At 62.2% G+C, this 20,861-nt stretch carries 17 protein-coding genes; 14 read left to right on the top strand and 3 right to left on the bottom strand.

The features are described 5' to 3' along the window. The first annotated feature begins 110 nt into the window (after positions 1–110). The 14 genes from J3T93_RS03550 (at position 111) to J3T93_RS03615 (ending at position 17,022) form a co-directional block, all read left to right on the top strand. Entirely contained in the window at positions 111–1,265 is a 1,155-nt protein-coding gene (locus J3T93_RS03550) for a sugar-binding protein (protein WP_121914824.1), read from the top strand. A gap of 77 nt (positions 1,266–1,342) precedes the next feature. Continuing rightward, positions 1,343–2,899 carry a sugar ABC transporter ATP-binding protein gene (locus J3T93_RS03555; protein ID WP_267430520.1) on the top strand — a complete coding sequence of 519 codons (1,557 nt, stop codon included), beginning with the start codon at positions 1,343–1,345 and terminating at the stop codon, positions 2,897–2,899. Next, a complete protein-coding gene (mmsB, locus tag J3T93_RS03560; protein WP_267430521.1) occupies positions 2,896–4,131 on the top strand; it encodes a multiple monosaccharide ABC transporter permease in 1,236 nt (411 codons plus the stop codon). Before J3T93_RS03555 ends, mmsB begins: the two co-directional genes overlap by 4 nt. A 972-nt stretch (positions 4,132–5,103) precedes the next feature. Continuing rightward, entirely contained in the window at positions 5,104–5,781 is a 678-nt protein-coding gene (locus J3T93_RS03565) for a hypothetical protein (protein ID WP_267430523.1), read from the top strand. 73 nt (positions 5,782–5,854) lie between these two features. Beyond that, entirely contained in the window at positions 5,855–6,058 is a 204-nt protein-coding gene (locus J3T93_RS03570) for a helix-turn-helix domain-containing protein (protein ID WP_416378826.1), read from the top strand. A 117-nt stretch (positions 6,059–6,175) separates the two neighbouring features. Then, a complete protein-coding gene (locus tag J3T93_RS03575) occupies positions 6,176–9,256 on the top strand; it encodes a bifunctional [glutamine synthetase] adenylyltransferase/[glutamine synthetase]-adenylyl-L-tyrosine phosphorylase (RefSeq protein WP_267430524.1) in 3,081 nt (1,026 codons plus the stop codon). Between the two features lie 136 nt (positions 9,257–9,392). Next, positions 9,393–10,334, top strand: coding sequence for an aspartate carbamoyltransferase (pyrB, locus tag J3T93_RS03580; RefSeq protein WP_267430526.1), 942 nt, complete (start codon positions 9,393–9,395; stop codon positions 10,332–10,334). Continuing rightward, positions 10,331–10,744 (top strand): aspartate carbamoyltransferase regulatory subunit, encoded by a 414-nt coding sequence (locus tag J3T93_RS03585; RefSeq protein WP_267430528.1) that lies wholly within the window; start codon positions 10,331–10,333, stop codon positions 10,742–10,744. Before pyrB ends, J3T93_RS03585 begins: the two co-directional genes overlap by 4 nt. A 1-nt stretch (position 10,745) precedes the next feature. After that, positions 10,746–12,170: a dihydroorotase gene (locus J3T93_RS03590; RefSeq protein ID WP_267430529.1), complete on the top strand. Its 1,425-nt coding sequence runs from the start codon at positions 10,746–10,748 to the stop codon at positions 12,168–12,170. Positions 12,171–12,172: 2 nt separating this feature from the next. Continuing rightward, positions 12,173–13,234 carry an orotidine-5'-phosphate decarboxylase gene (pyrF, locus tag J3T93_RS03595; RefSeq protein ID WP_267430530.1) on the top strand — a complete coding sequence of 354 codons (1,062 nt, stop codon included), beginning with the start codon at positions 12,173–12,175 and terminating at the stop codon, positions 13,232–13,234. Beyond that, complete coding sequence (locus tag J3T93_RS03600; RefSeq protein ID WP_267430531.1) at positions 13,231–14,076, top strand: dihydroorotate dehydrogenase electron transfer subunit; 846 nt, start codon at positions 13,231–13,233, stop codon at positions 14,074–14,076. The genes pyrF and J3T93_RS03600 overlap by 4 nt, the downstream gene beginning before the upstream one ends. Beyond that, positions 14,073–15,020, top strand: coding sequence for a dihydroorotate dehydrogenase (locus tag J3T93_RS03605; RefSeq protein ID WP_267430532.1), 948 nt, complete (start codon positions 14,073–14,075; stop codon positions 15,018–15,020). The genes J3T93_RS03600 and J3T93_RS03605 overlap by 4 nt, the downstream gene beginning before the upstream one ends. 53 nt (positions 15,021–15,073) lie before the next feature. After that, positions 15,074–15,766, top strand: a complete 693-nt coding sequence (gene pyrE, locus J3T93_RS03610; protein ID WP_267430613.1) for an orotate phosphoribosyltransferase — start codon at positions 15,074–15,076, stop codon at positions 15,764–15,766. Between the two features lie 155 nt (positions 15,767–15,921). Further along, positions 15,922–17,022: a DsbA family protein gene (locus J3T93_RS03615; protein WP_267430534.1), complete on the top strand. Its 1,101-nt coding sequence runs from the start codon at positions 15,922–15,924 to the stop codon at positions 17,020–17,022. Positions 17,023–17,107: 85 nt separating this feature from the next. On the opposite strand, the gene J3T93_RS03620 is transcribed toward J3T93_RS03615, so the two are convergent. Genes J3T93_RS03620 through J3T93_RS03630 form a run of 3 tightly spaced genes read right to left on the bottom strand, consistent with a single transcriptional unit; the run spans position 17,108 to position 20,789 of the window. Then, positions 17,108–18,046 (bottom strand): LysR family transcriptional regulator, encoded by a 939-nt coding sequence (locus tag J3T93_RS03620; RefSeq protein WP_267430535.1) that lies wholly within the window; start codon positions 18,044–18,046, stop codon positions 17,108–17,110. A gap of 24 nt (positions 18,047–18,070) precedes the next feature. Continuing rightward, positions 18,071–18,853, bottom strand: a complete 783-nt coding sequence (locus tag J3T93_RS03625) for a 2,3-bisphosphoglycerate-dependent phosphoglycerate mutase (RefSeq protein ID WP_267430536.1) — start codon at positions 18,851–18,853, stop codon at positions 18,071–18,073. 28 nt (positions 18,854–18,881) lie between these two features. Beyond that, complete coding sequence (locus J3T93_RS03630) at positions 18,882–20,789, bottom strand: bifunctional ADP-dependent NAD(P)H-hydrate dehydratase/NAD(P)H-hydrate epimerase (protein ID WP_267430537.1); 1,908 nt, start codon at positions 20,787–20,789, stop codon at positions 18,882–18,884. Positions 20,790–20,861 lie beyond the last annotated feature (72 nt).

Raw genomic sequence — 20,861 nt, forward strand, 5'->3', positions numbered from 1 at the left:
TTGAGTTGATAAAGTTAACGCAATTGGGTATGCTGACCACTGGGCCTGCAATGAAGGGGTCCAGGCAGACGGAGATGCCTGCCCGAGAATTCAAGGATGAAGGAGTCTTCATGAAGATGATGCAACGAACCATGGCGGCTGTCATTGGGGTCGCCATGCTGACCGGACTGGGCGCCTGCGGCGGATCACGTGCCTCCAGTTCCTCCCAAGAGGGAGGGGCGATCAGCAAAGGCGCCACCATCGGTGTTTCCATGCCCACCAAATCCGAGGAGCGTTGGAACAAGGACGGCAACAATCTGAAGACCAAACTGGAGAAGGCCGGCTACAAGGTAGTGCTCTCCTTCGCGGATGACAAGCCCGCCCAGCAGAACGCCGACATCGAGAACATGGTCAACAAGGGCGCCAAGATCGTGGTGGTGGCCTCCAAGGACGGCACCGCCGTGGGGCCTGCTGTCGAGAAGGCCAAGGATGCCGGGGCCAAGGTCATCGCCTATGACCGGCTGATCATGAACACCAAGGCTGTTGACTACTATGCGACATTCCAGCTTGAGCGCACCGGCGTGCTGGAGGCCAACTGGCTGATCGATCAGCTGGGACTCAAAAACGGAGCCAAGGGTCCATTCAATATTGAGCTCTTTACCGGTTCTCCCGACGACAACAACGCCAAGTATTTCTTCAAAGGCGCCTGGGAGCTGCTGCAGCCCTACTTCAAGTCGGGCGTTCTGGTCAGCCCCTCCCAGCATGGCGGCGGCGTGACCAAGGACTTCAAACTCTCCGACTGGCAGAAGATCTCAGTCCAGTCCTGGAAGACCGAACAGGCCCAGAAGGATATGGAGTCCATTCTCGATTCCACCTACGCCCATGGCGAGCGGCTGGATGCCGTGCTGAGCCCCTATGACGGCATAAGCCAGGGGGTCATCAACGCCATCCAGTCCAAGAGGCCTGACATCCAGCCCAATACTGACAGCTGGCCCAAGATCACCGGACAGGACGCCATGGAGATCTCCGTGGCCAACATCTCCAAGGGACTGCAGGGTCAGACCGTCTTCAAGGACGTCAACAAGCTGGCCGAGGCCGTCTACGACATGATCATCGAAATTGCCCAGGGCAAGAAGGTTACCGGCATCAACGGCACCTTTGACAACAACAGCATCAAGGTGCCCTCGAAGCTGCTGGATCCCAAGGCCATCACCAAGGACAACCTGACCGATCTGGTCAAGGCGAACTACCTGACCCAGGAACGATTCGATCAGCTGACCAAGTGAGGTCGGCATCACAGTCGCGCCGGACCGTCCCGCTTCCTGTTAAGGGGAGGGACGGTCAGCGCACAGGAGGTGAAAGCATGTCCGACGAGGACGTCTTGTTGCGAATGCAGGGGATCACCAAGACCTTCGGTCCGGTAAAAGCCCTGTCCAATGTCGACATGGACGTGCGCAAGGGCGAAATCCATGCCATCTGCGGGGAAAACGGGGCCGGCAAGTCCACCCTGATGAACGTGCTGTCCGGGGTCTACCCGCATGGCAGCTATACCGGCGAGATCCTGTTCGATGGCAAGCCTTGCCGCTACCGCACCATCAATGATTCGGAGGACGACGGCATCGTCATCATCCATCAGGAGCTGGCGCTGAGCCCCTTCCTGTCCATTGCCGAGAACATCTTCCTGGGCAATGAACAGGCCCACAATGGCGTAATGGACTGGGACACCACCAGGGCCAAGGCCTCGCGTCTCTTGGAGCGTGTGGGCCTGAACGAGAAACCAGACACCAGGGTCATGGATCTTGGAGTGGGCAAGCAGCAGCTGGTGGAGATCGCCAAGGCGCTGTCCAAGCACGTCAGGCTGCTGATTCTGGATGAGCCCACAGCCGCCTTGAACGACGATGATTCCGAGCATCTGCTGGATCTGGTCAGGCAGTTGCGTGACCAGCAGGGAGTGACCAGCATCCTCATCACCCACAAGCTGGGCGAGGTGGGACAGATTGCGGATGGTGTGACCATTCTGCGCGATGGCTCCACGGTGGGCGGTATGAGAATTGATGCGGACCATCCTCTGGATCAGGATCTGCTCATCCAGAAGATGGTCGGCCGTGAGCTGACCAACCTCTATCCCGAGCACGTGCCGCACATCGGCAAGGAGGTGCTCAAGGTCAGCGATTGGACCGTCCACCATCCGCAGGATCCCTCCCGCACCGTGGTCGATCATGCCAATCTGGTGGTTCACCAGGGTGAGATCGTCGGATTGGCGGGACTGATGGGTGCGGGTCGCACCGAAATGGCCATGAGCATCTTCGGGCGGTCCTATGGCAGCCATATCAGCGGCAGAATCGAGATGCATGGCCGTCAGGTCGAGCTGCCGAACGTCCGGTCGGCCATCGATTCGGGCCTGGCCTACGCCACTGAGGATCGCAAGGTTTTCGGACTCAACCTGCTGCAGAACATCAGGGAAAATGCCTCCATGGCTTCGCTCAAGAAGATGAGCAGTCACGGGGTCATGAACGAGAACCTGGAGAGGGCACGGGTGGAGGAGTACCGCAAGGACTTCAACATCAAGTGCAGCAACATCGACGTGCCCGTTTCCACCCTTTCCGGCGGCAACCAGCAAAAGGTCGTGCTGGCCAAGTGGGTGATCTCGGATCCTGATGTGCTCATCCTGGACGAACCCACCCGAGGCATTGATGTGGGAGCCAAGTATGAGATCTACGAGATCATCGACCGGCTGGTCGACCAGGGCAAGGCTGTGGTGGTCATCTCCTCGGAGCTACCCGAGCTGATCGGCATCTGTGACCGGATTTATACGGTCAGCCAGGGAGTCATCACCAACAACGTGGAGCGTCAAGACTTCTCGCAGGAATATCTGATGAAGGGCATGACCCAGGAAAAGAAGGGAGTGGCAGCCAGATGAGCTCGCCCAACAGCAACAAGAGCACCGCGCAGGCGGTGGAACAAGAACAGGCAGGACCGGGCATTCTGGCCTCCCTGGCCAGCAACGCCCGCCAGTATGGCATCGTCGGCGCTCTGGTGGTTATCGTGGTCGTCTTCGAGATACTGACCAAGGGTGTGCTGCTCAAACCCAACAGCTTCGTCTCGCTGATCCAGCAGAACGCCTACGTGATCATTCTGGCCATCGGCATGGTCATGGTCATCATCGCCACCCACATTGATCTGTCCGTGGGCTCCTTGGTGGCCTTCATCGGTGGCGTGTGCGCCATCCTCATGGAACATATGGGAGTCAACTGGATCCTGGCCATCGGCCTGTCCCTGATCGTGGGCCTGCTGATCGGCATCTGGCAGGGATTCTGGGTCGCTGTCATCGGCATTCCAGGATTCATCACCACCCTGGCCGGCATGCTGATCTTCCGTGGTCTGGCCACAGTCATCGTCGGCGAGTCCGTGCCCATCACCTCCGCTCAGTTCAGGGGGATCGCCCGTGACTACCTGCCCAACATCCTGGGATGGTGGGGGCCATTCGACGGCCTGACCGTGGTGCTGGGCATCATCTGCATCCTGGCCTATGCCTGGTCGCAGATCGCCCGCCGCCGCAAGACCCTGGCCGTAGGTCTGGTTCCCGAACCCAAGGCCTTGATGACCGGCAAGATCATCGTGGCCGCAGTCGTCATCCTCTTCGTGACCTACCTGCTGGCCTCCTCCGGCAATGAGAACCAGGGCGGGACACCCATAATGCTGGTCATTGTGGCCGTATTGGTCCTGATCTACAACTTCATCCTCACCAGGACCGTCTTCGGTCGGCATGTCTACGCAGTGGGCGGCAACCGCAAGGCCGCTGTGCTTTCGGGCATCAACGCCAAACGGGTGGACTTCACGCTCTTCGTCCACATGGGCTTCCTGTCGGCCGTGGCAGCCATCTGCATGCTTTCACGACTGGCCTCGGCCACAGCTCAGGCAGGCATGGAGTTCGAAATGGATGCCATCGCCTCCTGCTTCATCGGCGGCACGGCTGTCACCGGCGGCATCGGAACCATTCCCGGGGCCGTCGTTGGAGCCTTCGTCATGGGTGTGATCAACCAAGGGCTGTCCATCATGGGCGTGGACACGGCCATCGTCAAGACCATCAAGGGGCTGGTCCTCCTGCTGGCCGTGGCTATTGATGTCATGTCCAAGCGCCGCAAGAGCTAACCGCCGGTCAGGAGACCTCAACCAAATGCAAGTCCCGGGTCGGGCCAACGGTCATCGGTCCGGGGTACACGGCAGGTCACTATCAGCGCAACCACCAAGGAGTGTCATATGAAAATCAATGAAAAGGGCCGTTCAAGACTGTACTGTCTGACTGCGGCGGCGTGTGCCCTCTGGCTGATTCAGTCCCTGAGCGAGGCTTCGAGGGATGGTAGCCTGCTGAGCTGGCCCACCATCGTTTTTTCGCTCTGCCTAACGGTTGTAACCCTGCATTGCGCGGTTTGCGCCTGGAAGGAGGGCCGGAAGGCGGGGAAGGAAAACGGGGGCCGGGACAATCGGGATTCGCGGTCACGGAACTGAGGCGTCTTGAGCGAACAGCTTCCGACCTGACGATGAGTACCATGCACAAACGGAAATAACGGGTTCGGAATTCTTCATTCCGACCTTGTCCAAGTCGAGTGCAGGAATGAGGAAGTCCGAAATCGTTCGAGCGGCTGCCCGTCTGCATCTTCATGGAGCTGGGGGATTACGGTCCTCGTCCAAGAGCAATCGGATGATACCCCTGCATATTAACCACGATGATGCCACAGCGGGCACCCTGCCGAGGTTCGGCAGTATGGATGGTTCCCGGTATGTCCTGCGGCGAAATGGTCTGGTGGAGGCCGGAGTGCCCGTTGAATCGTTCGCGAGAATCTCGGGGTACGCGCATAGCCGTCTTCCCGTTTCGTCGACTACGGGTGAGGGCGGTACGGATGCCACGCCGGCATGAACCCCGGAGGATCGGGTTCATGCTCGTTGATCCATTGGAACGGCCGGCGGATTCGAAATGTCGAGAATTGGCGTAGGTTCGTGTTGTGCCTAGGTGAAGACTGTTTGCGGCGCGTCTCGTATCCTAATGATCGCGTATCGATAAACGATATGTTATACTGTCGCTGACGTTACGTTGCTTCTTTATTCGATGACGAGGATGCCAACATGTATAAACCGCAGCCGATGGATCGTTTCCTGCACAATCTGACACGTGGTCTGGAGTACCTGCACTGGGCAGGGGCATTGGTGGTCGTTGTGGGAATGACCGTTCTTCCCTGGTCCAATCTCCCCTTCAGGTTGCTGGGGTGTACCGATGCCCTCCTGCCCAACGTCTATAGCGTAGGGCTGAACGTTACACGGTCGAACGGGCCCAGTATCCGGATCCAGGCGGTAATCTCCTATCTTCTTGCCGCCATCATATTGGTCCTGCTGGCATCGTTCTTCCATGACCTTGCCGCCATGTCGACCTATGCGAAATCCGATAGTGAGGAGCGCACACCCGTGACCCCCTTCAACCAGGCCAACCTGCGTCATCTCCATGGCATGGGCCGCTGTCTGATTGCTCTGGCCGTGATTTTTTCAGGCGTGCCTATGGTCATTGGATTTGCTGAAGGAGCCATGGAAGCAACTGCCGAATATACGGCCACAGGGGCCTCCGCCGATCGGTACGGGCCGATGCGGGAATCCGGCCTTGCTGGATACGAAAGCCCGATTCACATTACGATGGAAGACAACTTTACGGTCGTTGCGCTGTTGATTTTGGCCGCTATCGTCGTCTATGCCCTGGCTCGAATTCTTGCATACGGGATCACGCTGCAGAGGGAGGATGATGGTCTCATCTGAACAGGAGAAGGCCGGACCTTCTCAGCGCACGGAACACATTCCTCAAGGTCGGATCGTCCTGAGGCTGGACAGGATCATAGCGGAGCGGCGGATGACCTTAAAGGAACTGGCCGCCAGGGTGGGCATCACCCCGGTCAACCTGTCCAAGATCAAGAACAACCGTGTCTCGGCCATTCGCTTCACCACCCTGGCTGGTATTTGTCGGGAACTGCACTGCCAGCCGGGGGATATCCTGGAATACCGACCAGCGGAACATGGAGACGAGAGCATCAGGTAGGACATGCGTCCAGGAGCAGGTCGGAGCGTCCGCCGGGCGCCTTGACTCCGGCGGTCGGTTTCGATTTTTACCTATAATGACCTGGGGATCTCCTTACAAGTATCGGGTGGAGGCGGCATGGCGGAAGGTGAGCAGCGGCAGCTCAAGGCATCGGACTTGATCCGGCTGGGTCTGCAGGACCTGGACCGGGCCAGGGTCGATCTGATCCGCCTGGACGGGTTGGGCCTGGACGGACGGATCAAGGATGCCCTGATCGGTGCCCTGGAATCGGCCTGCGATCCGGATGTCGCCCTGTCCTCATTGGTGATGATTCTTGACCAGCGTTCCTCCGGTGGACCCCCAGGCTTTCTCCGAGGACAGGCAGAGCTGGCCTGCCCGGCCATCAGATCACTCGTTCGCGTCCTAGGGGCTTCTGAGGCCATGGGCAGATTGATGCGCTCGCGCCCAGCCCTGGTCGAGACAGCGGCCTGTGATCCCTTTCATCTGAGCGACTGCCCTCTTCAAGTCCGAAAGAAAAGGATCGCCAAGGCACTAGATGCCGAGGGGGGTGAACCAGCAGGGGAAGGGACCCTGGCCGAAGAGGTCGATGCCCTTCGCGCCGAATATCGGACACAGCTGGTCGCTGTCATGGCTCGCGACCTGGCCGCCGCGGATCCCGAAACCGTGCAACCGGAGATCAGCCTGTCCCTGTCGGATCTGGCCGAGGCCACCTTGGAAGGGGCGCTGACCATTGCCAGGAAGCAGGTTCCATCGTCGGAGCATTGCCGTTTCTCCGTCATCGGAATGGGCAAACTGGGTGCCAGGGAGCTGAATTACGTGTCCGACGTCGACCTGATCTACGTAGTTGAACCATCCGGAGAGATTGCCGATCAGGACCTGATCGGCATCGGCACCAAGATTGCCACCCTCCTGCAGAAGGTCTGCCAGTCCATCATTCCCGGATCTACTGAGCCGCCCCTGTGGAAGGTTGATACCGCCTTGCGGCCCGAGGGGAAGGACGGGCCCCTGGTGCGCCGTCTGGAGTCTCATGCCGACTACTACCGGTCCTGGGCCGAAAGCTGGGAGTTCCAGGCCCTGTTGAAAGCACGTCCAGTTGCCGGCGATGCCGTGCTGGGATCTGCATACCACGACATGGCCCAACAATTCGTCTGGGGGGCATCCCAACGCAGGAACTTCGTCTATGATTGCCAGGCCATGCGGGCCAGAGTGGAACGGAACATACCCGAAAAACTCAGGGATCGGGAGATCAAGCTGGGCCAGGGCGGATTGCGGGACGTGGAATTCACCGTCCAGATGCTTCAGCTGGTCCATGGCTCCAGCGACCAGGATCTGCGTTGTCCTGCAACCCTGGATGCTCTGCAGGCCCTGTCCCGCGGCGGCTACATTTCACGCAAGCACGGCGACCAGCTGGACCACGACTACCGATTCGAGCGGGTCATGGAGCATCGACTGCAGATGTGGCAACTGCGTCGCACCCATCTCTTTCCGAAAACCAACCGTTCAGGCACTTCCGGCCGGCGGCCGCTCAGCCTGCAGGAGCTGGAGAACAACCGCGATCTGAGACGGCTGGCCCGGGCATTCGGTCTGCACGCCGACCAGATGCTGGCCCAATATCAGGCCACCAGGATTGAGGTCCGCAATCTTCACCAGGCCATCTACTTCCGTCCCATGCTGCCCATCAACGCCCAGGTGGACGAGGACGAGGTTAGCCTGCGCCCCCAGGCAGCCCGTGCTCGGTTCGCATCCATCGGCTTTGCCGATCCCGATGCGGCCATCCGCCACGTTACGGCCCTGACCACAGGAGTTACCAGGTCGGCGCGGATCAACCGTATTCTCATGCCTGCTGTCCTCCAGTGGCTGGGTGAGGGGCAGGACCCCGACATGGGGCTTTTGGGCTGGCGAACCCTTGAGGAGCACTTCGGCGGCAAGAGCACCTACTTGGGCTTCCTGCGGGACTCCACCTCGGCCGCCCGTCGCCTCTGCCACGTCCTGTCCAACTCCCGCTATTTGTCCCGCGCCCTGGCCCGGTCCGTTCAGTCGGTGACCTGGCTGGGCCATGACCAGGACATGATTCCCCGTGATCGGGCCACCTTGGACAAGCGCGCCGCGGCCTATCGAACCCGGCATGCGGATTCGCTGGAGGAGTTCGCCACTGCAGTCCGGGCCATGCGTCGCCAGGAGATCGAGCGGATCGGGCTGGGCTGGATGAGCGGAGTGGACGATCAGCAGGCCTGCCTGGCAGGCATGTCGGATGTCTACGATGCAGCCATCAATGCAGCCTTGGACTGGGCCGTGGACCACCGTCTGGAACAGGCTAGCGCACCAGCCGATCTGGCCGTGATCGGCATGGGTCGCTACGGGGGCAGAGAGGTCAACTTCAACTCGGACGCCGACATCATGCTGGTCTACCGTCCCGTGTCAGGCGTCGACCAGAACCGGGCGGCGGAATTCGCGCGTGGAGTGACCGCCGACCTGCGGGCCGTCCTGGCAGGAAAGGCCAGTCTGGAGCCAGGCATTGACCTGGACTTCGACTTGCGCCCCGAAGGACGCCAGGGGCCTCTGGTGCGTTCCCTGGACTCCTACCAGCGCTACTACCGCGACTGGTCTGAAACCTGGGAACATCAGGCCCTGATTCGGGCCAGATTTGCAGCAGGGAATGCCGGCCTGGCCAAGGACTTTCTGGTGGGCATAGCCAATCCGCTTCGCTACCCTCAGCAGCCGCCCAACGAGGAGGAGCTGGGGCAGATTCGCCGTCTCAAGGCCAGGATGGAGGCGGAGCGGCTGCCGCGCGGGGTGCGTCGGGACCGGCATCTGAAACTGGGCCGGGGAGGGCTGTCTGACGTGGAGTGGACGGTCCAGCTTCTCCAGCTGTGTCACGCCCACGATCTGCCTGAGCTGCAGGTCACCGGAACGATGACCGCCCTGGACGCCTTGGAGAATTCGGGATTCATAGAAGCCAGGGATGCCAAGGCCCTGCGCCGCGGCTGGGTGCTGTGCACCGCAGCCCGCAACGCCAATTTCCTTTGGTCTGGAAGGGTATCCCAGGCGGACATCCTACCTGACGATGGTCAGGTTCTGGGGGGCATCGCAGTCTGTCTGGGCTACCCGGCCCGCCGAGGACAGCACTTTGTCAACGAACTGCTGGCTGCCATGCGCCGCTGCAGGCAGGTCATGGAACGGCTCTTCTACGGAGGCTGACCCTGGGTCCATCCGCGGTCGTATGCTTGTTCAGGTCACATAAGGTGGCCACCTTGAGGAAGGTGAGCCGTTGTCCCAACAAGTTGATCACGCATCCGACACTTCTTCCGCCGTCTTTCCGCTTCGTGGGCGAAGTATGGTAACCCTCGACGACATTCCCATGACCCAGATCCTGGATCTGCTGGACCGGGCGGCCTACATCGACAATCATCGTCGTCAGGTGGCCCACACCTGCGACGGCCGGGTTCTGGCTACGCTCTTCTATGAGCCCAGCACTCGAACCAGGCTCAGCTTCGAGACGGCCATGCTCCGTCTGGGCGGCCAGGTCATCGGATTCGCCGGCGCCCAACTGGCCAGCGTCTCCAAGGGGGAGTCCATCAGCGACACCCTGAAGACTGTCTCCAACTACGCTGACATCGTGGCCATCCGCCATCCCAAGGAGGGCGCCGCCCTGGTGGCCTCCCAGGCGGCCACGGTCCCTGTCATCAATGCCGGCGACGGTGGACACATGCACCCGACCCAGACCCTGACCGACCTGGCCACCATCCGCGCCCGCAAGGGTCGGCTGAACCACCTGACTATCGGCCTGTGCGGGGACCTGACCTTCGGACGCACCGTCCACTCTCTGATCACCACCCTCTGCCGCCTGGGCCACGTGGATTTTGTTCTGATCAGCCCCGGCGAGCTGCGCACCCCCGAATACGTCCTGGAGAGGATTCGTTCCTCGTCCGATTGCACCTACCGGGAGACCGGAGACCTGAACGGGGTCATCGGCGACCTGGACGTGCTCTACATGACCCGTGTCCAGCAAGAGCGTTTCTTCAACGAGGACGACTACCTGCGGCTGCGCGACACCTACATTTTGGATACTGACAAGCTTCGGGCTGCGCGCTCTGACATGGCCATCCTCCACCCCCTGCCCAGGGTCAACGAGATCGCCGTGGAGGTGGACGATGATCCGCGTGCGGCCTACTTCCAACAGGTCCGCAACGGCATGCTGGTCAGGATGGCCCTGGAGAGCGCCCTGCTGGGCGACGAGCTGCCCGGTTACCGCGAACAGAAGGAGGTGGCGGCATGAAGGTCACCAGCATTGTTGACGGAATCATCATCGACCACGTTCGTGCGGGTACAGCCCTGAAGGTCTTGCATTACCTGCGTGTGGACCCGTCGAAGACCCGGCTCGCCCTGATCATGAATACGGACAGCCTCAAGTACGGATCCAAGGACATCATCAAGATCGAGCAGACCGGGGACCTGGACCTGACCGCCCTGGGGTTCATCGCCCCCGAGGCCACCGTCAATGTGGTCCGGCAGGGCAGGATCGTCAGCAAGCATCAGCCGGACCGCCCCAGCCGCCTGGTCAACGTCATCACCTGCGTCAACCCCCGTTGCGTCACCACGGTGGAGACCAGCGTGGACCAACGCTTCCACCTGGACGATGCTGGGGTCTACCGTTGCGACTACTGCGACGAGAAGGCTGAAGACTGACATGCGGCTGCTGGGGTTGACTGATTGGCGCAGCAGACGGGCGGTCGATCTGGTACTTCCCCAGACCATTGACAGTACGCTGGTTGATGAGACCGGTGCCATGTCGACAGAGGTGGATCAGATAGACGCCCGGGGGTTGGTGCTGGCTCCTGCTCTGGTCGACCCCCACGTCCACCTGCGCGACCCCGGGCAGACCGACAAGGAGGACATGGTCAGCGGTACGGCTGCCGCAGCGGCCGGAGGCTACGGGCTGATACTGCTCATGCCCAACACCCAGCCCGCCATGGACGGCCGCACCAGGATGGCCGACGGGCGCACAGTTATCGACTATCTGGAGTCCTACGAGCGGGACCGTGGGCTGAGCCTGCCGGTGGACTACGCCCTCTGTGTGGCTGCCACCGTGGACCGGACTGGCCGCCAGGCCTCAAACCCAGACGACTGGTCGAAGCACCTGGCCGGCCAGGGGTGGACACATCCTGTAGTGGCCATCAGCGACGACGGCTCGGCAGTGACCGACCAAACCCTGGAGGCTGTGGCCGCCAATGCCCGGTCTTTCGACCTGCCCGTTTTGGATCACTGTGAGCACCACGAGCACGGTCAGGTCAACCTCGGATCAGTCAGTCGCCAACTGGGGCTGGAAGGGATTCCCGCCTCAACCGAGACCGCCGTCATCAATCGCGACATCGACCTGGCGGAGCGCACCGGCACCCGGGTGCATCTGCAGCATGTCAGCACCGTCGGCGGATTCGAGGCTGTCAGACGGGCCAAGGCCCGTGGACTGCCAGTCACCTGCGAGACCGCGCCCCACTATCTGGCCCTCTGCGACGAGGACCTGCTGCGCTGCGGCAGCATGGCCAAGATGAACCCTCCGCTGCGCTCCCGCGCCGACCAGCAGGCAGCCCTTGAGGCGGTGGCTGACGGCACTGTGGACATGATCGCCACCGACCACGCGCCGCACACCACCGCTGAGAAAGCCCTGGGGATCAAAGACGCTCCCAACGGCATTATCGGCCTGGAAACTGCCTATGCGGTCTGCAACCAGGTCCTGGTCAAGAGCGGGCTCATCGGCCATGACCGTCTGATCGAGCTCATGTCCCTGGCCCCGGCCGAGCTTATGGGCATGCATCGGCTACTGCCGGAAGACCTGCCCTCGCATACAGCTGACAAGGTCAGTAAGGCCGGCACCGGTCACCTTCAGCTGGAGGTCGACCAGCACAGTGATTCCGGCCAGCCGCCTGTCGACTTGGTCATCTTGGACCCTGCAGCCAAGTGGAAGGTGGATCCCAGCCGTTTCCACTCCAAGGCGAGGAACACCCCTTTCGCCGGGGCGGAACTGGTCGGACGGGTCCTGGCCACCATCAAGGAGGGGCGTCTGGTTTTTTCCCGTCTGCCCGCAAACCGCGTCATCACCAGGGAAAGGATCTGAGCATGGACCGACTGACCGCGCTCATCGAGGACAAGCACAATCCGACCGTGGTTGGTCTGGATCCGCGACCGGAACTGCTGCCCAGCCAACTGATTGAACAGGCCAGGCAGCGTACCGCCGGAACCATGACAGAGATGGGCCTGGACCCCAAGGACCCGCAACAGACCCAGGACGAGCAGGCCCAGGCCGTCTGGGCAGACCATCTGGCCCGGGCCTATCTGCGCTTCAACCTGGCCATCCTGGAGGGCGTGGCCGGCCTAGTGCCCGCAGTCAAACCCCAGATCGCCATGTATGAGGCCTTGGGACCCTGGGGCATCAGGGCCTACACCGGCACCTGCCGGGCCGCAGCCGACCGTGGCCTCTACGTCATCGGGGATGTCAAACGCGGGGACATCGGCTCCACGGCCGAAGCCTACGCAGCCCATCTGGATGGGCTTCCCCTGCCCTTCGCACCAAGGCAGGAAGTAGATGGCCCGGCCCGAACAGGCGGGCGATTCCCCTGGTACGAGGATGCGCTGACCATCAACGTCTACCTGGGTTCCGACGGGGTGGAACCCTTTCTGCAGGCGGCGGAGCACATCCATGGTGACCTCTTCGCTCTGGTGCGCACCTCCAACCCTTCGGGCGGCCAGATCCAGGAACTGGGCCTGGATAGGGACTCGGGCGGCGGCACCATCTATCAGCGCCTGGGCGACCTTGTCGAATCCTGGGGGCAGCCCTCCATCGGTCAGTCGGGCTACTCCAGGCTCGGAGCCGTGGTCGGCGCCACCCACTCCGAAGACGGCGCCCTTCTGCGCCGGGCCATGCCCCACACCTTCTTCTTGGTCCCTGGCTACGGAGCCCAGGGCGGTTCGGGGGCCGATGTGGCGCCCATGTTCGACCGGTTCGGAGGCGGCGCTGTAGTCAACTCCTCACGGGGAATCATCGGAGCCTGGCGGAAGGATCCGGGCTACAGCCCGCAGCTCAGCGTTCAAGCGGCCCTAGGCATGGTCACCCGCGATGCCCGCCAGGCCGCGCAGGCCATGAAAGACGATCTCAATCAGGCGATCAAGGAGGTCCGATGAAACCCAACCTCTTCATATCCACCAGCCAGGTGGAGGAGCAGGCCCGACAGGCAGGCCGGCTACCCGGACGGCGCACCGCCCTGGTCACCGGCATGGAGCCCCTGGACAGGCAAGTCTGGCGGATGACCATCCGCGACCCCTACCTGGCATCCCACGCCCCGGCAGGAGCCTTCATCAATCTCTACTCGGCAGACCGTATAACCATGATGCCCAGACCCTTCGGCATCAGCCGAGTTCTGGATGGCGAGCAAATCGAGATCATCTTCGCCGTGGTGGGCCAGGGGACTTCTGAATTCTCCCGACTGCGGCCAGGCATGGCTGTGGACCTGCTCGGGCCTCTGGGCCATGGCTTCGACCTGGAGAAGCCCGCTCACTATCTGTTGGTGGGCGGCGGCTTGGGCGTCCCTCCGCTTATCCGCGCAGCCCAGTGCCTCCAAGACCGGTCTGGAGCGCGCACCACCGCCCTGCTGGGCTACCGGGATGATCGGTTCGCCGATGCCATCATGGGCTCGCTGACCGACCGGCTTGAGTCCATCGACAACGCCTCAGGGGATGTCATAACCCTTTTGGACCGGGTTCGCGAAGACATCAACCCCGAGCAAACCATCATCCTGACCTGCGGCCCCTTACCCATGATGCGGGCCGTTGCCGCCTGGGCCCGTAAAGTCGGCCTGCCGACCCAGTGCTGCATGGAGTCCCGTATGGGCTGCGGCTATGGCACCTGCGTGGCCTGCGTGGTCAACACCGTGGACGGCAGGCTCAAGGTCTGCAAGGACGGCCCGGTCTTTGCTGCCGACCGTCTGATTTGGAATACAGACGAGGACAAGAAGGAGACACGATGAGCGGGCTGACAATCATGGATCCTTTGGAGCCGCACGCCTGGCGGCATGGAACCGTTGTGGCCGGAACGCTCTGGAAGAACCCGGTGGGCACGGCCTCGGGCACCTTCAACCTGGATGCCTGCGGGGGCTATTATGACGTCTCCCAGATGGGCGCCATCTCCACCAAGGGGGTTTCGCCGGTTCCCTGGGAAGGCAACCCCACCCCCAGGACCGCCGAAAGCCCAGCCGGCATGGTCAACTCCGTGGGCCTGCAGAACCCGGGCGTGGACCATTACCTGGTGGATGAGCTGCCCAGACTCAAGGCCCTTGGAGCCAATGTGATCACCAATGTGGCTGGTCACAGCGACGAGGACTATGCCACGGTCGTGGAACGGTTGGCCGACTCCCCGGCGGACATGCTGGAGATCAACGTTTCCTGCCCCAACGTCTCTCATGGGGGGATGTCCGTAGGCACTGACGCCAAGGCCCTGAACCGGCTGATCACCCGCCTTCGGGCCCTGACCGACAAGCCCATGGTGGTCAAGCTGACCCCCAACGTCACCGACATCGTGGAGGTGGCCCGGGCGGCCGTCGATGGGGGAGCGGATGCCCTCAGCCTGATCAACACCCTGGTGGGCATGCGCATCGATATCAACACAGGCAGACCTATCCTGGCCCAGGGCACCGGCGGTGTCTCAGGCCCCTGTATCCTGCCTATTGCCTTGTCCTTCGTCTGGCGGGTGCGTCAGGCACTGCCCGAGGTTCCCATCATCGGCATCGGGGGCATCGACTCGGGGCTCACGGCCTTGGAATTCCTCTATGCGGGGGCCAACGCCGTGGAGGTCGGGGCTGCGGCCCTGGTAGACCCTGTGGCGCCCATGAGGGTGGCCCGGGAGCTGGACGATCTGTTGGACGAGCGGCCCGAGCTGGCCGATTTGCTCGAGAAAGGGGAGTGCTGGCGATGAGCTCATCCGCAGCCGAAAACACGACCAATCAAGACGGGGAAGCCCAGGAGCAGATCCGCCGAATCCAGGAGGGCTTCACCAGCTTCCTGCTGCAGAGCGGGGCTCTCAAGTTCGGTGACTTCACCCTGAAGTCAGGGCGGCGCTCGCCCTACTTCATCAACGCCGGAGCCTTCAACGACGGGCGGTTGATCGCCCTGCTGGGGGAGTTTTACGCCCGGACCATCGTGCAGGCCGAGAAGCAGGGGACCCTGCCCGCCGACATCGACACGGTTTTCGGCCCGGCTTATAAGGGGATTCCCTTGGCCGTCTCCACAGCCATCGCCCTGAGCGGGGCGCACGACATGCCGGTCGGCTACACCTTTGATCGCAAGGAGGTCAAGGACCATGGCGACGGAGGCCTCATGGTCGGCACCCAGCTCAGAGACCGCATGAGGGTGTTGCTGGTGGATGACGTCATGACCGCAGGGACCGCGGTACGCCAGGTGGTGCCCAAGATCATGTCCCAGGCCAAGGTGACCATCGTCGGCCTGGTGCTCTCCGTGGACCGGATGGAGCGCACCGGACAGGGCCAGGGCTCGGCTGTCGAGTCCATCATGGACGAATTCCACTTCCCGGTCATCAGCATTGTTAACGTCCGTCAGATCTTCGATGCGGCTGCCTCCATGAAGGGCCCGGACGGGTCGCCCATTCTGGATCAGCGCACGGCCGATGCCGCCAGGGACTATCTGGAGCGCTACGGGGCCTGAGCAAGGACCGGCTCATATCGGCAGGCCTATTGTGGATGCAGGCCACATGAGCGCACATTCTTCGGACGGTCATGCTGTCGGCCGACCCTCGTGTAGATTGGTAAAGGTCCGGCGGGCAGGCCGACGGATCATCATCGCAAGGAAGGCCATGGATCATGACAAAACCTCTGGGACAGAACAGTCATGAGGAACCGGACCAGACTACAGCAGACGCGGTGGATGCGACCAAGCCTGCCGTTTCGGCCACTTCGGCTGATGCAGCAGAACCTGCTGATGGGCGAATTGCCACTGAGGAGAAACCCGTAGAGACAGGTCAGCCTCAGGAGAGTGGCTCTGAAGACAGTGCACCCGCACTGAGCCCGCGGAGGGTTCCGTTGATACTGGTGGCGGTAGCTCTTGTGCTGGTGCTTGCGGCAGGTATATACATGCTTTGGGCTGATCATTCCGCAGGCAACCAGTCAGCCCAAAAGCCTTCATCAGGAGCGTCGGCCGCGCAAGTCAGCCAGGGTCCCAGCGGGGATGCCAAGGCCTACAAGGCCCTGCAAGAGGTTACAGTCAAGCCTTCGGTGGCCGACGATCAGGGAGGGCTGACTGTTTCAGCCAAGGGGGTCGGCAGCAAGAAGAAGGTTGCCGACGCACCGACCCTTGAGATCTTCATGGACCCCATGTGCCCCTGGTGCGGCAAGGTGGGCCGGGTCATCGATCCCCAGCTGCAGCGCATGATCAGCGCCGGTCAGATCAACGTCACCTACAACTTTTTGAACTTCCTGGATTCGGCCTCCAGCGACCAGTACTCCAGCCGCGTGGACAACGCCCTGGCCATGGTGGCCCAGGAGGATCCGGATCATCTGCCGGCCTTCGCTGCCGCCGTCTTTGCAGCAGACTTCCAGCCCAATGAAAGCTCCTATCAGGCGGTCTCCGATGCACGTCTGGCCGACAAGGCCGTGGGCGTGGGCGTGCCCAGGACTTTGGCAGACCGTTTCGCCCAGGGCACCTACAGGCCATGGGTGGACAAGGTCAATGCCTATGCCATCACCCGCAAGGACGCCAAGGACGCCAAAGGGGAGTTTTCGACTCCCACCATCATGATCAACGGCAGGGTCTGGGATCTGACCGCAGCGGCCAAGAGCCAAGGCGGATTGGAACATCTGGATCGAGCCCTGCTCAAGGCCCTGGGACTCAAATCGCAGGATGTGAGCCACCAGGGGAAGATGCCCTCCATCGGAGCGCAGGGAAAAGCGCTTGCAGTAAAGTGAACCGCGACTAGTGACCAGCGGCGAAGTTCACTCGTCACCGCTGCAGGAGGAACTGTTACCTCTTGGACTGTCGCTTGCCTGGCTCTTACTTGTCTGACTCCTGTTCAATCAGCGAATATCCGTGGTTGGACACCACCTGGCGCAGCTTGTCCAGATAGAGGTCGGCGGCATGGGACAGTTTGGTCCGGCTGTTGACGATCCAGCCCACCAGCATGGATTCATCCGACTCCAGGGGGACGCTGACGATTTTCTCGTTGTTCAGATCTTCGTTGTCGATACCGGTGCAGACCGTGTAGGCGTTGAGCCCGACGATGAAGTTGAGCATGGTGGCCCGGTCACTCACGGTGATCTGCTTGGGGGAGTAGTCGGGCCAGACCGCCTCCTCAGCGAAGTAGAAGGAACCCTCTTCGCCCTGCTCGTACTGCAGGAAGGGGTAGGGCTCAAGATCCTTCATGGTCACCATGGCCCGATCGGCCAGGGGGTTGGTCCTGGCAAGGAAGACATGCAGGTCCGCCCGGAAGAGGGGGTGGAAGTCCAGATGTTTCTCGCGGAGCATCTTGGAGAGGACCCGTTTGTTGAAGTCGGACTCGTAGATGATGCCGATCTCGGACTGGAGGGTGGCCACCTGGTCGATGATGTCCCTGGTACGCGTCTCCCGTATGGTGAATTCGTACTCGTCCGAATCGATGGAGTTGATCATCTCCACGAACGCTTCCACGGCGAACATGTAGTGCTGGGTGGAGACCCGGCAGAGCTGCTTGCGGGGCCTGACCTGTCGGTATCGGGCCTCCAGCAGGTCGGTCTGGTCCAGAATCTGCCGGGCGTAGGTCAGGAATTCCGCACCGTCCACGGTCAGAGCAATTCCTTGCGAATGGCGGGTGAAGATTTCGATGCCCAGCTCGTTCTCCAACTCCTTGACCGATGAGCTCAGGGCCGGCTGAGAGATGTAGAGCTCATGCGAGGCCTCGTTCATGGAGCCGCATTCGACAATCTTGACGATGTAGCGCAGTTGGAGCAGTGTCATATAAGCCAATCTATACCCAAGGCCCTATCGGCCCAGGGCCGCGGTTTCAGCCATGCCCTGGTTTGCGGCCTCCTGATCCAGATAGCGACCCGGGCCCTGGACCTGGGGGCTGCCGTCTTCATCGGTCTCGAAGCTGTAGACCATAGGCACGCCGGTGGGCACATTGATGGATCGGATGTCCTTGTCATCTACGCCCTCAAGGACCTTGATCAGGCTGCGGACCACGGAACCATGGGTGACGATGAGCACGGTCCGGCCCTGGGCCAGGTTGGGGGCTATCCGGCTGCGCCAGTAGGGATGCAGACGAAGCAGCAGGTCCTTGAGGCACTCGGCGCGGATCTCGGCCGGATTCTGGCTGTCCAACCCGTCGCGCATGGCCGGGGCATAGCGCGGATCCCCTCCCTGAAAGTAGGGTGAATCGGTTTCGATGGCCGGAGGCCGAACATCGTAGGAACGTCGGTAGATATTGAATTGCTGCTGGCCGTAGCGTTCCAGCATGGCCGGTCGCGTCTGTCCCTGGAAGGCGCCATAGTGGCGTTCGTTCAGCCTCCAGGTGCGCTCCACCGGAATCCAGGCCCGATCAACCAGATCCAACACCGTGTTGGCGGTGACGATGCTGCGGGTCAGCAGTGAAGTGAAGACCATGTCGGGCAGCAGACCTGACTCCTTGAGCAGCTGTCCGGCATGGCGGGCCTGGTCCAGTCCGCGATCCGTCAGAGGCACGTCCACCCAACCGGCGAAACGGTTGACCGACTTCTGAGTCCAGACGCTTTCCCCATGACGCATGACGATGAGCTGCGAGGTCATCGAATCTACTCCTTTCCTGATGACGTGGTCAGAACCAGAGCGAGCTGTTCTCAAAGAACTGAGAGACATCGTCCACATCTTGGATGGATTGGTCGATCTGCTCGGCAGTCCCCTCGGTTCTGGACATGACCATACCTATGGCCCTGGGCAGGGCATCCGCTATCTGTCCAGCACGGATCGGCTGCCCCATGCGTCCCGTAACGACTCCCTGGCCTTTCGGTTGGTTATCCTGGGCTACCAGATCCGCAAAGTCCTGAGGCTTGCGGGGATCGAAGATCAGCGGCTGCTCCCAGCCGGTCTGTCTGCCGCCGCTGGCCAGGGAACCGGCAAGGCCATGCAGGAAGGCCGCCGCAGCTGTCAGATCCACCATCAGCGTGGCATCATCCTGAATCGGTCCGGCGTTCTGGGCCAGCATGGCCCCTATGGTTCCGGAGAGCACGTCCCCTGAGCCGGCCGTAGACAGCCAGGCCGGACCGAAACCGGTGGTCATGACCCGAGGGCGGTCGGTGCCGTCCTCGCCGACCACCAGCGTAATGGCCCCCTTGAGCAGAATGGTGGCCCCGGTCAGCTGGCAGGCGCGGACAGCCCAGCGCAGGGGTTCGGCCATGACCTGGTCACCATCCACGTTCTCGCCATGCGAGTTGAGCAGGGCGGCCATCTCGCCGGCGTGCGGGGTCAGTACGGTGCGAGGGCCCAACCGGTCCGGCAGCAGGTCCAGGGCTCCGGCATCGGCCACCACCGGCGGATCGGCTGCTGCCTCGTCCTCGTCCAGATCTGCGGACTGACGATTGAGTATTTCGGCGATCAGATCCCGCTGCCCGTCCTGGCATTCAGGCCCTGCGGCCTCCTGGGCCTGCCGGGTGGGTACGCCCGAGCCCAGCACCCAGGACTCGACCCGTCCACGGCCCAGGACCGTTTCGGGCAGCTCCTGTAGGATCAGGTCACCCACCTGTTCGGGACCGCAGTATCGGATCATGCCTACGTTGCCGCTGGCCGCTGCCCTGCTGGAGAGCAGCCCCGCTCCATGGTAGAGGGCGGATCCGGTGACCAGGCCGACCACGCCCCGGCTGTACTTGGTGTCATCGACCCTGGGCGCCCGCAGAAGTCCGGCGCAGTCCTCGGCGTTCATGCAGGAGACGCTGGGAACCAGGGCCGAGGTGTCGAAGCCGAAGTCCACCAGGACGATTCTGCCGCAGACGTAGGCGGCCGGAGGCAGCATCAGGCAGGGCTTCATGGCCCCCATGGTCACGGTCACATCAGCCGGGATGTAGGCCCCGGGCAGGGTGCCTTCATCAATGTCCACGCCGGAGGGGGTATCCACGGCCAGCACCAGGGGCCCATCCTGACTGGCGGGGTCGTGCCAGGCGGGTCTGTCCGGCAGACCGCCATCCATACCGAGGTCTGCGGCCAGAGCGGCGGGAATGCCGCGCAGCGCCCCCTTGAGGCCGATACCCGTCATGGCATCAATGATCAGATCCGCCTGCCGGCATAGCTCCAGGGTCTGGTCCAGCTCCTCGGAAGCCTGATCCGGTCCGGCCGGTGCCTCGCAGCCGGGGATGGCTGCCTGGGGATCCAGGGCCGTAACCACTCCGCCGGCGCGCAGGAGGGCGTCCAACCCGCCCTGATGCAGGCTGCGTCCGGTGGCCACCACGGTCACGTCGGCCCCGTGCCCGGCCAGATCAGCCGAGGCATAGAGCCCGTCGCCGCCATTGTTACCGGCCCCTGCCAGCAGGACGATCCTGGCTCCTGCCGGCTCCAGCCCGGCCTGGGTCAGCATGACGTCGGCCACGGAGGCCAGGGATCCGGCGGCGATACGCATCAGGGGCACCCCGTCATCCAAAAACGGCTGCTCCAGGGATCGGATCATGTCGGCGGAATAGGCACTGGTAGCCAGAGTCCGGCGGGCTTCGCGGCGTTCATCTGGTGACGGCTTCATGGCATCACACCCCTCATTCAAAAGGTCCACGTGCGGCGGCGGCGCGGCCGGCCACGTGCTGGCTCCACTCTA

The organism is Bifidobacterium sp. B4111, assembly GCF_026537235.1.
Classification (GTDB): domain Bacteria; phylum Actinomycetota; class Actinomycetes; order Actinomycetales; family Bifidobacteriaceae; genus Bombiscardovia.

Coding starts and splice junctions, on each gene's coding strand:
- J3T93_RS03550 (WP_121914824.1), top strand. CDS start 111: ATGAAGATGATGCAACGAACCATGGCGGCTGTCATTGGGGTCGCCATG.
- J3T93_RS03555 (WP_267430520.1), top strand. CDS start 1,343: ATGTCCGACGAGGACGTCTTGTTGCGAATGCAGGGGATCACCAAGACC.
- mmsB (WP_267430521.1), top strand. CDS start 2,896: ATGAGCTCGCCCAACAGCAACAAGAGCACCGCGCAGGCGGTGGAACAA.
- J3T93_RS03565 (WP_267430523.1), top strand. CDS start 5,104: ATGTATAAACCGCAGCCGATGGATCGTTTCCTGCACAATCTGACACGT.
- J3T93_RS03575 (WP_267430524.1), top strand. CDS start 6,176: ATGGCGGAAGGTGAGCAGCGGCAGCTCAAGGCATCGGACTTGATCCGG.
- pyrB (WP_267430526.1), top strand. CDS start 9,393: ATGGTAACCCTCGACGACATTCCCATGACCCAGATCCTGGATCTGCTG.
- J3T93_RS03585 (WP_267430528.1), top strand. CDS start 10,331: ATGAAGGTCACCAGCATTGTTGACGGAATCATCATCGACCACGTTCGT.
- J3T93_RS03590 (WP_267430529.1), top strand. CDS start 10,746: ATGCGGCTGCTGGGGTTGACTGATTGGCGCAGCAGACGGGCGGTCGAT.
- pyrF (WP_267430530.1), top strand. CDS start 12,173: ATGGACCGACTGACCGCGCTCATCGAGGACAAGCACAATCCGACCGTG.
- J3T93_RS03600 (WP_267430531.1), top strand. CDS start 13,231: ATGAAACCCAACCTCTTCATATCCACCAGCCAGGTGGAGGAGCAGGCC.
- J3T93_RS03605 (WP_267430532.1), top strand. CDS start 14,073: ATGAGCGGGCTGACAATCATGGATCCTTTGGAGCCGCACGCCTGGCGG.
- J3T93_RS03615 (WP_267430534.1), top strand. CDS start 15,922: ATGACAAAACCTCTGGGACAGAACAGTCATGAGGAACCGGACCAGACT.
- J3T93_RS03620 (WP_267430535.1), bottom strand. CDS start 18,046: ATGACACTGCTCCAACTGCGCTACATCGTCAAGATTGTCGAATGCGGC.
- J3T93_RS03625 (WP_267430536.1), bottom strand. CDS start 18,853: ATGACCTCGCAGCTCATCGTCATGCGTCATGGGGAAAGCGTCTGGACT.
- J3T93_RS03630 (WP_267430537.1), bottom strand. CDS start 20,789: ATGAAGCCGTCACCAGATGAACGCCGCGAAGCCCGCCGGACTCTGGCT.